The organism is Flavobacterium aquidurense (genome assembly GCF_001404985.1).
Lineage (GTDB): Bacteria > Bacteroidota > Bacteroidia > Flavobacteriales > Flavobacteriaceae > Flavobacterium > Flavobacterium aquidurense_B.
The window spans coordinates 410,262-424,486 of the sequence record NZ_JRLF01000009.1 but is presented as its reverse complement, the minus strand read 5'-3'; the positions used below and the strand labels follow the sequence as shown (position 1 = coordinate 424,486).

The window sequence follows — 14,225 nt, the reverse complement described above, 5'->3', positions numbered from 1 at the left end:
GTTTTGACTCAACAACTTTTGACTTATAAAAAGATATTTTTTGCGGTATTATTTTTCCCTTTTTTAGTATTTGCTCAGCAAAAAAACGATGAAAAAAAGGAAGATGTTTCACGCTATTTTTATAATGATCATGCCGTTTCTGTAGAAATCTGGTACGGGCCAGATAAAAAACCGGACAGTACCAAAACCTTTTACCCGAACGGAAAACTGAATGAGATTTTTTATTATGATAAAGGTCTAAAAAATGGAGATTCTTTTCAGTACAACAAACAAGGTGAAAAACTGGTTACCTGGAATTATTCTCACGGAAAATTAGTAAGCAGAACCGATCATAAATTGCCGTTTGGTAAAGAGAGGGAAGAATCGATTAAAAAAGCACTTCAATTATTGACGGATATTAATACAAGAACGAATTACAATCCGGTTAAAGTGAATGATTTGTATAATCGCGGCGTTTTAAGTATTAGTTTAGGAAATACAACATTGGCGCTCGAAGATTTAAAAAAGGTTGAATATTCAATAGATAAAGATCCTAAAAACAAAGCACTCTCAGATTCTTTGGCAGAAAAGAAAGATGCATTTAGAAGCAAACTTTACGACAGATTGGCGAGTATTTATGCCTCGCTCGATATGGATAGTTTTGCTTTTAATTATTATTTTAAAGCCACAAAAAATGCTCCTGATGATCTGCATATTTTATACAATTTTGCGACTCTTTTGCAAGACCGAAAAGCGTATGAGTTGGCGCGTTATTATTTAGAAAAAATTGTAACCCAAAAACCTGAAATGGCCGATGCGAGATGGGCGCTTGCACGATTGTATAGTGATATCGGCGAATATCAAAAAGCAATGGATAATATTACAATTGCTTTTAAAAACGAAAAAGCCATCACAGAACGTAATGCATTTTACGAAGGCAGAAATCTAAAAACGACCCGAGGTTTACTTTATCATAAATTAGGAGAATCAGATAAAGGAATTGCAGATTTGAAAGACGCATTGAAAGTGGATAAAAACAATTCGTATGCGATGAAAAATCTCGGAATCATTTATCTCGATCAGCACAAATACAAAAAAGCGTGTGAGTTGTTCCGTAGCGCTAACGAACTGAAGTATTCTCTAGTTTATGATGAAACAGATTTACCTTTATTACTACAAAGTGCCTGCAATAATGTTCAGCCAGAAATTATAGCAAATAAAAAGGCGTATGTTTCTCCAAATCCCGCTCAAACAATAATTTCGGTTGAAAATTTTGATGCCAATTTTGACTATGAGTTTTTTAGTTTCGAGTCGGTTTCGGTTTTAAAAGGAACAAGCACTGATGGAAAAATCTATGTTTCGACATTAGCATCTGGTTTTTATGTACTAAAAGTTATTGGAGGAAATTCAACAGAAATTTTTAGAGTAATAAAAGAGTAAAAGCGACAAATAATCAACAAAGCTCCAGAGGAGCGACATATTTATAGAAAATTGTAATGGTTTTGTGTTCAAGCTCCATCGGAGTGACATATTAATGCGCCAAGGATTTCACCCCGCTGGAGCTCTGAATTCGTTTGGATTTTTTATTGCTATAAATATATTACCCCTCTGGGGTTAATTCTATTCTGAAATATCTTTGTGCTTTTCTTTGTAATCTTCGTGCACTTTTTCGGAATGTTTTTATTCCGGAATCACTTGTTCAACTAATTCTAATCTTTTTACAATAGAATTTTTAATCAATATAGTTCCAGGCGACAATACGGCATTGGCTCCAACTCTGGAATTATCACCTACCAAAGAACCGAATTTATCCGAGTTTGTTTCGATAATCTTGCCATCATAAAGCACGGATATTTTTTTATTACTTCTTTCGTTATAATGATTTGCGGCAATTGAACCTGCTTCAAAATTGATGTTTCTGCCAATGATACTATTTCCGATATAATTAAAATGTGCAATCGCCGTGCCCGAACAAATAATGCTGTTTTTTATTTCGCAACCCGGGCCAATTTTTACCGATTGATCTAAATAAACGCCTTCTCTAAAATAAGCATTTGCCCCAATGTAGCAGTTTTCGCCAATAATTGCGGGTTTTTTTATCGTGATATTATTTTCGATCGTGGCCGATTTATGAATGGCAATATTGTCCTGAATGATGTAATCGTCACCCAGATTAAGGATCATTTTTTCGATTGTGTTTTTAAGGTCATTCGTAATATTCCATGGTTCTGAAGTAGAAAGATCGCTGAAAGTCTTAGAGAAATCTTCGATAAAATGGTCGATAAGCATAAGGATAATTTTTAATGGCAATTTACGGAATTTTTATTTTTGGAGATGTTAAGTTTTACGAAGCTTCACGAAGGATTAATAAAATATAAAGCTCCAGAGGAGCGAAATATTTATAAAAGATAGTATTGGTTTTGTGTTGAAGCTCCATCGGAGCGACATATTAATGCGTTAAGAATTTCAATTCGGTGGACTTAATTTTATTAAAAAAGCTTTGTGCCTCTCTGTGTAATCTTCGTGCCTCTCTGCTTAATAACCCGCGAAATAACTTTAGAATCAACTTTGTCGTGATCTTATAAAACATTTCCTTAAATTTGCTTCCATTATAAAAAAAATACAATAGTTATAAAAATCAAGCTATGTTACAAATCGCATTTATTAGAGAAAATCAAGAGAAAGTAATCAAGGCTTTAGCAAAACGAAATATCGATGCTAAAAGCGTTGTTGAAGAAGTCGTGCAATTAGACGAAAACCGTCGTGCTACACAAGTAGAATTAGACAACACTTTATCTGAATCTAATAAATTGTCCAAAGATATTGGAGAATTAATGAAAGCGGGAGAGAAGTCTAAAGCGGCAATCTTAAAAGAAAAAACGGTTTCATTAAAAGAAAAAAGTAAAGAACTAGGCGAAAAAGCAGAAGCTTTGGCAACCGAATTGACTGATAAATTATATACATTACCAAATCTTCCGGCTGATATTGTTCCTGAAGGAAAAACTCCGGATGACAATTTGAATGTTTTTGAAGAAGGTGATATTCCGGTTCTTCATGAAGGTGCACAACCTCACTGGGAATTGGTAAAAAAATACGATATCATCGATTTTGAATTGGGTGTAAAAATTGCTGGTGCAGGATTTCCGGTTTATAAAGGAAAAGGGGCTCGTTTGCAACGTGCCTTGATCAATTACTTTTTAGATAAAAATACTGCTGCAGGATATAACGAAGTTCAGGTGCCACATTTGGTAAACGAAGCTTCAGGTTACGGAACAGGACAATTACCGGACAAAGAAGGACAAATGTATCACTCAACCATTGATGATTTATATTTGATTCCAACGGCTGAGGTTCCTGTTACGAATTTATTCCGCGATGTACTTTTAACTGAAACTGAATTACCGGTTTTGTATACGGCTTACACACCATGTTTCCGTCGTGAAGCAGGTTCTTACGGAGCGCACGTACGCGGATTAAACCGTTTGCACCAATTTGATAAAGTAGAAATCGTGCGTGTTGAACATCCTGATAAGTCTTATGAAGCACTTGACGGAATGGTAGAACACGTAAAAGATATTTTGAAAGAACTGAAATTGCCGTACCGTGTTTTACGTTTATGTGGCGGCGATATGGGTTTCACATCTGCTTTAACATATGATTTTGAAGTGTTTTCTACAGCGCAGGATCGTTGGTTAGAGATTAGTTCAGTTTCTAACTTCGAGACTTTTCAGGCAAATCGCTTGAAATTACGTTTCAAAGATAAAGACGGAAAAAATCAATTGGCACATACATTAAACGGAAGTTCATTGGCTTTGCCAAGGGTTTTGGCAGGGATTTTAGAAAACTACCAAACTCCGGAAGGAATCGTAATTCCAGAAGTTTTACGTCCTTACTGTGGATTTGATATTATAAATTAAGAATAAAATAAAGTTTACAGTCGCAATATTCAGTTAGCGGTCTAAGTTTTCGGTTTTAGTTTACACATTTTTGTGGAACTGAAAACTGCGACTGAAAACCGGGACTAAACATTGCGACTGAATACTTTTAAAAAGTACCCTATATGAATGGAATTTTAAACTGGAATGTAGATCCCGTTATTTTTATGATAACAGATAGTTTTCCTTTAAAATATTATGGAGCTCTTTTTGCCACCGGACTTTTACTAGGGTATTATATCGTAAGAAGTGTTTATAAAAAAGAGCATCTTTCGCTGGATAATCTGGATAGTTTACTCGTATATGTAATTGTGGGCACAATTTTAGGCGCACGATTAGGACATTGTTTTTTTTATGAACCTTCCTATTTTTTACAGCATCCAATAGAGATTCTTTTACCAATTCAGAAAGTAGCAGGAGTTTATAAATTTGTTGGTTATCAAGGTTTAGCAAGTCACGGAGGGTCAATTGGAGTTTTGATCGCAATGATTTTATACTGCAGAAAATACAAAGTTAAGTTCTTGTGGATTTTAGATAAAATGGCCATTGGAGTTCCGGTTACAGGAGCTTTTATCAGATTTGGAAATTTTATGAATTCTGAAATCTACGGAAAACCAACCAACGGAAACTGGGGCGTTGTTTTTCAAAGAGATGATATGATCCCAAGGCATCCAACACAATTATATGAAGCATTTGCCTATTTATTGATTTTTGGAATTGTTCTTTATCTTTATAAATCAAAAACAATCAAAAGAGAAGACGGATTTATTTTTGGATGGTTCCTGACCTTGATGTTTGTTGCGAGATTTATAATCGAATTTTTTAAAGAAAATCAGGAAACTTTTGAAAATGATATGGTCATTAATATGGGGCAAATACTTAGTATTCCGTTTATATTAATTGGCGTAGCTTTGATAATCTGGAAATCTAAGAAGAACGTTGAGGTTTAGTTTGCAGTCGCATTTTTCAGTCACAGTCACAGTCGCAGTTTACAGTGAATTGCGCTGAATACCGAGACTGAAAACTGATAACCGAGACTGATACTGAATACTGATAACCGAGACTGAATACTGAGAACTGAAAAAGACTGAAATATGAAAAACATCTTTATTTACATCGTTTTATTATGGTCTACTTTTGCTTTAGGACAAAATGAGCAACTCGCTCAATATTACTTCGATAAAGGTGATTTCGAGAAAGCTAAAATCAGTTATGAGGAGCTTTTAAAATTTTCGCCGTCCAACACCCAATATTTTTTAAGAACAATTGATTGTTATCAGCAATTACAACAGTTTGATCTGGCTCAAAAAGTGATTCAGGATCGCTATAACAGATACAAACAAGGTGTTTTTTTAGTAGAATTGGGATATAACTTTCAATTACAGAAAAACGAGGCTAAAGCCAAAAACTACTACGAACAGGCAATAGAAAAAATCAAAACAAGTCCCAATGATGTTTACGGAATAGGGAATTCTTTCGAGAAAAAAGTATTGCTTGAATATGCATTGAAATCCTATCAAACGGCAATGCAGGTTCAGCCTAATTATAATTTCAATTTCCAAATCGGAATGTTGTACGGACAATTAGGGAAAACAGATCAAATGATTGATCTTTTATTGACAGAATCATACAATAACCAACAGAATGCTAATTTAATCCAGACACAATTATCGCGTTTCATGAATGGTGAAACTGATAATACGGCTTTTAAAGACGCAATGCGCAAAGCTTTAATCCTGAGAACTCAAAAAGATCAGGACGTTTTCTGGAACCATTATTTGAGTTGGTTTTATGTGCAGCAAAAAGAATTTGGAAAAGCATTTATTCAGGAAAAAGCCATTTATAAACGAGATCCTGAATCACTTTCGAGTATTGTCAATTTAAGTCAGTTTGCTTTGAACGAAGACGATACGGATACTGCTGCAGAAATTTTGAATTTTATATTGCTTAATACTAAAGATTTAGATTTACTGGTACAAACCAATTCGTATTTAATGCAGATTAAAATCGATAAAGCGCAGGAAAAAGATTATCCCGCTATCAATACTGAGTTACAACAATTACTTGCAACCTATGATATAACTCCTTTTACCTTATCTTTGCAAATAATTCAGGCGCATTTCCTGGCTTTTAATCTTAAAAAGACTGAAGAAGGGAAAGCAATCGTTAAAAAAGCGCTGGATTTAAATCTGAATGATTATCAAAAAGCAGATGCAAAGATGGAATTGGCTGATATCTTGCTTTTAGAAGAAAAGTTCAATCAGGCATTGATTTATTATTCACAGATTCAATTGGATTTAAAGAATGATGTCATGGCGCACGAAGCAAGTTTAAAAGCAGCAAAAACAAGTTATTACAAAGGCGATTTTGAGTGGGCTTTAAAACAATTTAAAGAGTTAAAAGCAGCAAATACGCAATTGATTGCCAATGATGCCCTTGAATATTTTTTATTGATTAATGATAATACGGTTGCAGATTCGACACAAACAGCATTGAAGCAATTTGCAAAAGGTGATTTTTTGATTTATCAGAATAAGAAGCAGGAAGCAATCGCCCAGTTTCAAAGTATTCTAAAGACGTTTAAAGGACAAGAAATAGAAGCGGTAACATTGTTGCGTTTAGGAAAAATATACGAAAGTCAAAGAGATTTTAATTCGGCTTTAAGCCAATACCAGCAAATCATTGACAATCATAGTGACGGAATATATGTAGATGAAGCGCTGTTTTTTTCGGCAGAAATATATAACGACGAATTAAAAGATACAGAAAAGGCAAAGCCTTTATATGAAAAGGTAATTTTTAACCATCAGGATAGTATTTACTTTGTTGATGCGAGAAAAAAATACCGCGAACTGAGAGGAGATAAGAATTTATAATTCAGATTAATGGATTTTTAAATTGTTGGATTATTCGAAAATTCTAACAATCTAAAGGGTCTGATAATCTAACAATCTAAAAGAAAATGATAATTTACAACGTTACCACAAATATACACGAGAGCGTTCACGACCAGTGGTTAAAATGGATGCAGGAAAAACACATACCGGAAATTCTGGCTACCAATAAGTTTTCTTCTGCAAGAATCGTAAGGGTTTTGATTGAAGAAGAAATGGGCGGAATTACATATTCGGTTCAATATGTTACTGACAGCAAAGAAACTTTAGACCAATATTATATTGAAGATGAACCAAAATTTCATCAGGAAGCTTTGGGGTTATTTGCAGATAAAATGCTTTCTTTCAGAACAGAGTTAGAAGTGATTTCAGAACATTAAAGGAGATTTTAGATTAATTAGACTTCTTAGATTTTTAGACTTACTAAAAAATCTAACAATCTAAGAAGTCTAAAGGTCTAAGAATCTAAAAAAAGAAAATGGAAAAAGTAAAAGCTAAAAAACATTTAGGACAACATTTCCTGAAAGATGAAAGCATCGCAAAAGCAATTGCAGATACTTTAAGCTTAAAAGGATACGATGAGGTTTTAGAAATAGGACCGGGAATGGGTGTGTTGACTAAGTATTTGCTTGACAAACCAATTAATACACACGTAATCGAGATTGATGGAGAGTCTGTGGTGTATTTGGGCGAAAATTATCCAAAACTAAAAGATAAAATTATCTCTCAGGATTTCCTGAAATACAATATAAACGAGGTTTACGAAAATAAACAATTCGCCATTATTGGAAATTTCCCTTATAATATTTCGACGCAAATCGTTTTCAGGACTTTAGAATTCAAACATCAGATTCCGGAATTTTCGGGGATGTTTCAAAAAGAAGTTGCTGAAAGAATATGCGAGAAAAAAGGCTCAAAAGCTTACGGAATCTTATCCGTATTGGCTCAGGCTTTCTATGATACAGAGTATCTGTTTACAGTAGATGAAAACGTCTTTATTCCTCCGCCCAAAGTCAAGTCGGGTGTGATGAAAATGACCCGAAAGGAAGATTATAGCCTTCCATGTGGGGAAAAGTTGTTTTTTACAGTAGTAAAAACGGCTTTTCAACAAAGACGAAAAACATTACGTAACAGTTTGAAAACATTAAATTTATCTGATGAATTGCGATTAGACACTATCTTTGATAAACGTCCTGAGCAGCTTAGCGTAGACGAATTTATTGTTCTGACTCAAAAAATAGAAGCCGATGGAGTTCAAAGTTAGCAAAGAATTAATCCACCAGTTAGAGGAACATATCGTTAGCAAAAACGACAAAGAACTTGAAGTTTTACTTAATGACCTGCACCACGCTGATATCGCCGAAATCCTGGATGAGCTGGATTTCGACGAGGCAACTTATATTTTCAAGGTTTTAGATAGTGATAAAACGGCAGAAATTCTTCTGGAACTGGAGGATGACTTACGTGAAAATATCTTAAGCCGACTTTCGCCTAAAGAAATTGCAGAAGAGCTTGATGAGCTTGAAACAAATGATGCGGCCGATATTATTGGTGAACTTTCGCAGGAAATAAAAGCAGAAGTAATCTCTGAACTTAATGACGTTGAACACGCAAAAGACATTGTCGATTTGTTGCGTTACGACGAAAATTCTGCAGGTGGTTTGATGGGTAAAGAGTTGGTGAAAGTCAACGAAAACTGGAATGTATTAACTTGTGTAAAAGAAATGCGTATTCAGGCGGAAAACGTTTCCAGAGTACATTCTATTTATGTGGTAGATGATGAAAACAGATTAAAAGGAAGATTGTCATTAAAAGATTTACTTACCACTTCGACCAAAACCCAGATTTCTGATATTTATATTCGAAAATTAAACTTTGTAAACGTAGATACCGAAGATGTTGAGGTAGCACGTATTATGCAAAAATACGATTTAGAGGCCATTCCGGTTGTAGACGAATTAGGAAGATTGGTAGGAAGAATTACCATCGATGATATCGTAGACGTAATCAAGGACGAAGCAGATAAAGATTACCAATTAGCGGCGGGTATTACACAAGACGTAGAATCAAACGATAGTGTTCTTGAACTTACAAAAGCACGTTTGCCATGGCTTTTAATAGGAATGGTAATCGAAATTGTAGCATCATTTGTTCTAAAAGGAAACGAAGCTACGTTTCAAAAGTATTCAACCTTAATTATTTTCGTTCCGCTACTTTCTGCAACGGCAGGAAATATTGGAGTTCAGGCATCGGCAATTGTTGTTCAGGGTTTGGCAAACGGAACATTAAAAGAATTTAGCAGAGGTTATTTTAGTAAAGAGATAAGCGTTTCGATGATTTCAGGAACTATTATTTCGTTGCTTTTATTGGCGTATCATTCTGTTATGTACCAACAATATTTAGTGGGAATCGCGATTTCTATTTCGATGATAGTAGTAATTTTATTTGCTGCGACATTGGGAACTTTGGTACCGCTATTTTTACATAAAAATAAAATTGACCCCGCAATTGCAACCGGTCCGTTTATTACCACAACCAATGATGTATTTGGAATTATGCTCTACTTTGGAGTAGCTAAATTGATTCTTGGTTTCTAAGTTTTTTGCAACAAATTAATAGAATACAGTGATTTAAGATCTGTAAAATCTGTGTAATTTGTGGCTGAAAAATTCGCTATTAACCAGCCAATAAATAAGCAATGAAAGTACATATCATAGGAGGAGGAAATCTTGGGGTTTCTATAGCCTTGGGAATTGCTAAATTCTCAAAAAATAATCAAGTCACAGTTACCAGAAGAAACATCGCCAGTATTCAATATTTAACAGAATATGGAATTACGGTTTCATCAGATAATAAACATAATATTCAAGAGGCCGATGTGGTGATTTTAACCATAAAGCCCTATCAGGTTGATACTGTTTTTGCTGAGATTTTACCTGTAATTCAAGGAAAAACTATTGCTTCGGCAGTAAGTGGTTTATCTTTGGATGTGCTTCAGGAAAAAACAAACAGCGCTTTTCCGGTAATTCGTATTATGCCTAATATCGCAGCACAGTTTGGCGAATCGGCAACTTGTATTTCTTTTCCTGAAAAAGACAGAGAAAAAGCATTGCCAATTGTTGATTTGTTTCAGGATTTAGGAACCGCTCCTGTAATCGACGAAAAGTTAATGGATGCAGCAACAGTTCTTGGAGCATGCGGAACAGCTTATGCTTTAAGATATATTCGCGCCTCCATGCAAGCCGGAATCGAAATAGGTTTTGATTCTCAAACTGCATTAGCCATCGCAGCACAAACCGTAAAAGGAGCGGCTAAAATGTTACTAGAGGAGAAAGTGCATCCGGAACAATTAATCGATCGTGTAACGACGCCTCAGGGCTGTACAATTGTTGGTTTGAACGAAATGGAACATAATGGTTTCAGCTCATCTTTAATAAAAGGTATTAAGACTTCTTTGAAGCAAATTAAAGGTTAGTTTTAAAGAAATTCCAATATAAAAATCCCAAATTCCAACTTTGTTGGGGTCTGGGATTTTTTTGTTTGGATACTGTTCGTTGTAATATCTTGTCACTTCGACGGAAGGAGAAGTCACACTAAAATTTTATCTTTTAATAAGCTGTATATATTTCCTCCCACATTCTGAAATCTTAGTATAAGAATTCATTGCATTACCATAATTCTGAATTGTAAGTGTATCTGTTGCATAACTGGCGCCAATTCCTACGGGAATTTCTAATTGTTTAGAATCTGTTTCAGACTCAGCGATAGAATCATTGCCTTCTTCACGACTGATATCGCCTTCGTATTCATCCCATTCTATACCTTTTAAAACTATAATTTTTTCTCCCGATTCATTGGTACTAAAAGTTGCTTTTCCTTTTAACTTGCGAAGTTTCGTTTTTAGAAAATAAGTATATCCATTTTTTGTTTTGATGATTTCAACAGAAATTTTACAGTCGCTGGAACTACCCGGTTCTGATTGTGTTTCATATACACCTTCAACAGATTCTTCGTTTTTATTGTTTGTTTGAAGCGAAATATTAGTTTTCGAAACCTCTTTTTCGACTACAGGCTTTGGTTTATTGTTGCAGGAAATTAGTATTCCGATTAATAGTGCAGCGGTAATTTTAAATATGGAATTCATAAAATTTAAGAGTTTTTATTTTTTGCCAGAATATATTTTAAATATAAAAACCCTAAAATTCCCGAAAGAATGGAAGCAATTAAAATAGCAATTTTAGAAAAAATGATAGTTTCAGGATCTTTAAAAGCTAAAATGGTAATGAAGATTGACATTGTAAAACCAATTCCTCCTAACATTCCGGCGCCTAAAATATGCGCCCATTTTAGATTTTTGGGCAATGAACACAAACCTGCACTAACCCCAATTGATGAAAAAAGTAAGATCCCTAATGGTTTTCCAATTACTAAACCTAAGATAATACCAAATGTATTGGGATGATTTAATCCTTCGTGCCAGTCAGATTCTATAGCAATACAAGTGTTTGCGATAGCAAATAGCGGTAAAATCACAAAAGCAACCGGCTTATGAAGAAAATGTTGTAATTTATAAGAAGTAGAGTTTTCTCCGCCATCCCCAAACGGAATCACAAAAGCTAAAATAACGCCAGTAATTGTAGCATGAACGCCGGAGTTTAGCATGAAATACCACATGGCTACTCCTCCAATTAAATAAGGAATCAGATTGTAAATTTTCATTCGGTTCAAAATAAACAAGAAAATCCAAATTCCTAAAGCAATAGCAAGATTTACAAAGGCAATTGTGGTGGTATAAAAAATGGCAATTACGATAATAGCACCCAAATCATCGATTACAGCCAAAGCAGTTAGAAAGACTTTTAATGATGAAGGAACTTTTTTACCTAAAAGAGATAAAATTCCAATTGCAAAAGCAATATCTGTTGCCATTGGTATTCCTGCGCCGTTTTGTGTCGCGGTACCAAAATTTAAGGCCAGAAAAATTGCTGCCGGAACAAGCATTCCACCAAATGCAGCCATGATAGGCAAAGAGGCATTTTTTATACTGGATAATTCACCGTGATAAATTTCGCGTTCTAACTCTAAACCAATCAATAAAAAGAATATTGCCATTAGACCATCATTTATCCAATGTGTAATAGAATGTCCGCCTAAGTCTTTTTCCCAAAAAGCAATATATTCTGTCTGAAAAGAAGAATTGGCAAGATATAACGATACAATAGTCACAAAGAGCAAGAGTAGTCCTCCTGATTTTTCGTTGTTAAAAAAGGATTTAAAAGTCTTTGTTAATTTCATTTTAGAGAGGTTTCTGTAGATTTTGAAAGAAAGATATTCATCAAAATGTGATAAATCTTATATTTTCAAAGTTAAAGAAAATCTGGTCAATAAAAAATTTTGAATTGTCTCGCAAAGTTACAATCCTTATGTCTGATGATTAAAATTTGTTTCTTTAGTTGTTTTTATTGTGAATTCATCAGATTAATTAATAAAAACCGCAAGGTTAAGGAATCGTTTATATAAAAGAATTAAATGTATTTTTGTTTTATAAAAGAACATATAATGAGCATAAAAATTCTACATATCGATAGCAATAACCCAATTCTTTGGCAACAGTTAGAAGATGCCGGTTTTGAAAATCACGCCGATTTTAAATCTTCTAAAGAAGAAATTGAAGCCAAAATTCAGGATTATAACGGAATCGTAATTCGAAGCCGTTTTAAAATCGATAAAACTTTTCTCGACAAAGCCACCAATTTACAGTTTATTGCCAGAGTTGGCGCGGGTTTAGAAAGTATTGATTGTGATTATGCCGAGTCTAAAGGAATTCATTTGATTGCTGCGCCGGAAGGTAATCGCAACGCTGTTGCAGAACACTCGCTGGGTGTAATTTTATCTTTGTTTAATAATCTTAATCAGGCTGACGCTGAGATTAAATCCGGACAATGGAATCGCGAAAGCAATCGTGGTCACGAACTTGATGGAAAAACAGTTGGAATTATTGGTTATGGAAACATGGGAAAAGCTTTTGCTAAAAAACTTCGTGGTTTTGAGACAGAGGTGCTTTTTTATGATATTTTAGAAAATATTGGCGACGAAAATGCCACACAAGTTTCATTGCAGGAATTACAGCAAAAAGCTGATGTGCTGAGTTTACATCTTCCGTGGACTCCTGAAACAGATAAAATGGTAAATGCAGACTTTATAAATGCATTTGCAAAGCCTTTTTGGATCATAAATACTTCTCGTGGTAAAAATATAGTTACAGATGATTTAGTGGCAGCAATGAAGTCTAAAAAGATTTTGGGAGCTGGTTTGGATGTTTTAGAATATGAGAAGCTGTCTTTTGAAACACTTTTTCAGGATAAAAATACTCCGGAAGCTTTTCAATATCTTTTAGAAGCTAAAAATGCTTTGTTAACTCCTCATATTGCCGGTTGGACTTTTGAAAGTCACGAACGATTGGCCCAAGTCATTGTAGATAAAATAAAAGCAGTTTATTCCGGATAAATTCAAAGCATTTAAGAATTTTTATAATCTTAAATTTTTAGATTTTTATAACGAGTTATTTCTGTATATTTCTACAGTCATAATTAGTTTTTAATGTTAATTTTTAATAATATTGTTTCCGATTTGGCTAAATATCTTAAAAATATTATGTTTAAAATCTTAAAAATAAGCTTTAACTAACTAATTTGCTGTAGTCTATGATTATCTTCGGGAGTAAAACTGTTGGGAGTACTGTGAAATCAGGAAAATTTGATTGTCCAAATTGCAGAAGAGAAGAAAGCTACAAGTTGAAAAACTACAAAAAGTACTTTCATATCTTTTTTATTCCGTTGTTTAAAATTCAGGACCTTGGCGATGAGTTAAACTGTTTTTTTTGTAATACAGCCTATATTCCCGGATCTATTTTGTCTCAGGAACAATATGATACAAGAAATAAATTAGGGACACTTTCTTATGAAGAAAATAATCGATTAGGCCTGGAGCCTTGCGATTTTGGAAAAAGAGTTGGGGCTTATGCAATTGATCTTGCAATTATGTATGCTGTAAGTCTGACTATAGTTTTACTTGTGCCGTCTATTTCCATGTTTTTTATGTTTATTGGATTTGTTTATTTTACGGCTTGTGATTTTGTTCTAAAAGGTTCTTCTTTAGGAAAATTAGCCTTGTCTATAAAAACAGTTGATTTTGATGAAAACCAGGAAATTCTTGTATACAATATAATTTTAAGAAATCTTGTAAAAGGGATTTGTGTCTATTTTCCTCCTTTATTTATGACTTCATTATTGAATCAGGATAAAAGGGCTATTCATGATTTAGCAGCAAAAACCATGGTTATAGATAAATAGTCTGTAGCTGTTTTGTCTCAGAATTTGGAAGAGATTTTATATTTACTAAAAACCGATGAAGAATT

Annotated in this window: 13 protein-coding genes; 10 read left to right on the top strand and 3 right to left on the bottom strand. The window is 34.1% G+C overall.

Annotation, left to right across the window (positions count from 1 at the left end):
• Nucleotides 1–3 precede the first annotated feature (3 nt).
• Nucleotides 4–1,419 (top strand): tetratricopeptide repeat protein, encoded by a 1,416-nt coding sequence (locus RC62_RS07830; protein WP_055094540.1) that lies wholly within the window; start codon nucleotides 4–6, stop codon nucleotides 1,417–1,419.
• A gap of 240 nt (nucleotides 1,420–1,659) precedes the next feature.
• On the opposite strand, the gene RC62_RS07825 is transcribed toward RC62_RS07830, so the two are convergent.
• Nucleotides 1,660–2,268, bottom strand: coding sequence for a DapH/DapD/GlmU-related protein (locus tag RC62_RS07825; RefSeq protein WP_055094236.1), 609 nt, complete (start codon nucleotides 2,266–2,268; stop codon nucleotides 1,660–1,662).
• 356 nt (nucleotides 2,269–2,624) lie between these two features.
• Here RC62_RS07825 and serS point away from each other — a divergent pair, with 356 nt between their 5' ends.
• The 7 genes from serS to proC all read left to right on the top strand — a co-directional run bounded on the left by serS (nucleotide 2,625) and on the right by proC (nucleotide 10,283).
• Entirely contained in the window at nucleotides 2,625–3,896 is a 1,272-nt protein-coding gene (gene serS / locus RC62_RS07820) for a serine--tRNA ligase (RefSeq protein ID WP_055094234.1), read from the top strand.
• A gap of 143 nt (nucleotides 3,897–4,039) precedes the next feature.
• On the top strand, nucleotides 4,040–4,864 hold the full coding sequence (lgt, locus tag RC62_RS07815; RefSeq protein WP_055094232.1) for a prolipoprotein diacylglyceryl transferase: 825 nt from the start codon (nucleotides 4,040–4,042) through the stop codon (nucleotides 4,862–4,864).
• A gap of 144 nt (nucleotides 4,865–5,008) precedes the next feature.
• A complete protein-coding gene (locus RC62_RS07810) occupies nucleotides 5,009–6,790 on the top strand; it encodes a tetratricopeptide repeat protein (RefSeq protein WP_055094230.1) in 1,782 nt (593 codons plus the stop codon).
• 86 nt (nucleotides 6,791–6,876) lie between these two features.
• The gene (locus RC62_RS07805; protein WP_055094228.1) at nucleotides 6,877–7,188 is read left to right on the top strand and encodes a DUF4286 family protein; all 312 of its coding nucleotides are present in this window, start codon (nucleotides 6,877–6,879) and stop codon (nucleotides 7,186–7,188) included.
• A gap of 98 nt (nucleotides 7,189–7,286) precedes the next feature.
• Nucleotides 7,287–8,072 (top strand): 16S rRNA (adenine(1518)-N(6)/adenine(1519)-N(6))-dimethyltransferase RsmA, encoded by a 786-nt coding sequence (gene rsmA, locus RC62_RS07800; RefSeq protein ID WP_055094225.1) that lies wholly within the window; start codon nucleotides 7,287–7,289, stop codon nucleotides 8,070–8,072.
• Complete coding sequence (gene mgtE / locus RC62_RS07795) at nucleotides 8,056–9,405, top strand: magnesium transporter (protein ID WP_055094223.1); 1,350 nt, start codon at nucleotides 8,056–8,058, stop codon at nucleotides 9,403–9,405. The genes rsmA and mgtE overlap by 17 nt, the downstream gene beginning before the upstream one ends.
• 101 nt (nucleotides 9,406–9,506) lie before the next feature.
• A complete protein-coding gene (proC, locus tag RC62_RS07790; protein ID WP_055094222.1) occupies nucleotides 9,507–10,283 on the top strand; it encodes a pyrroline-5-carboxylate reductase in 777 nt (258 codons plus the stop codon).
• A 126-nt stretch (nucleotides 10,284–10,409) separates the two neighbouring features.
• Here the strand turns inward: proC and RC62_RS07785 are convergent, their stop codons facing one another.
• Together RC62_RS07785 and nhaA are read right to left on the bottom strand one after the other, a co-directional pair.
• Nucleotides 10,410–10,952, bottom strand: a complete 543-nt coding sequence (locus RC62_RS07785; RefSeq protein ID WP_055094220.1) for a hypothetical protein — start codon at nucleotides 10,950–10,952, stop codon at nucleotides 10,410–10,412.
• 5 nt (nucleotides 10,953–10,957) lie between these two features.
• Nucleotides 10,958–12,103: a Na+/H+ antiporter NhaA gene (nhaA, locus tag RC62_RS07780; RefSeq protein ID WP_055094218.1), complete on the bottom strand. Its 1,146-nt coding sequence runs from the start codon at nucleotides 12,101–12,103 to the stop codon at nucleotides 10,958–10,960.
• Nucleotides 12,104–12,367: 264 nt separating this feature from the next.
• Here nhaA and RC62_RS07775 point away from each other — a divergent pair, with 264 nt between their 5' ends.
• Complete coding sequence (locus RC62_RS07775) at nucleotides 12,368–13,315, top strand: 2-hydroxyacid dehydrogenase (protein WP_055094216.1); 948 nt, start codon at nucleotides 12,368–12,370, stop codon at nucleotides 13,313–13,315.
• 197 nt (nucleotides 13,316–13,512) lie between these two features.
• Complete coding sequence (locus tag RC62_RS07770) at nucleotides 13,513–14,160, top strand: RDD family protein (RefSeq protein ID WP_055094214.1); 648 nt, start codon at nucleotides 13,513–13,515, stop codon at nucleotides 14,158–14,160.
• The last annotated feature ends 65 nt before the right edge of the window (nucleotides 14,161–14,225 follow it).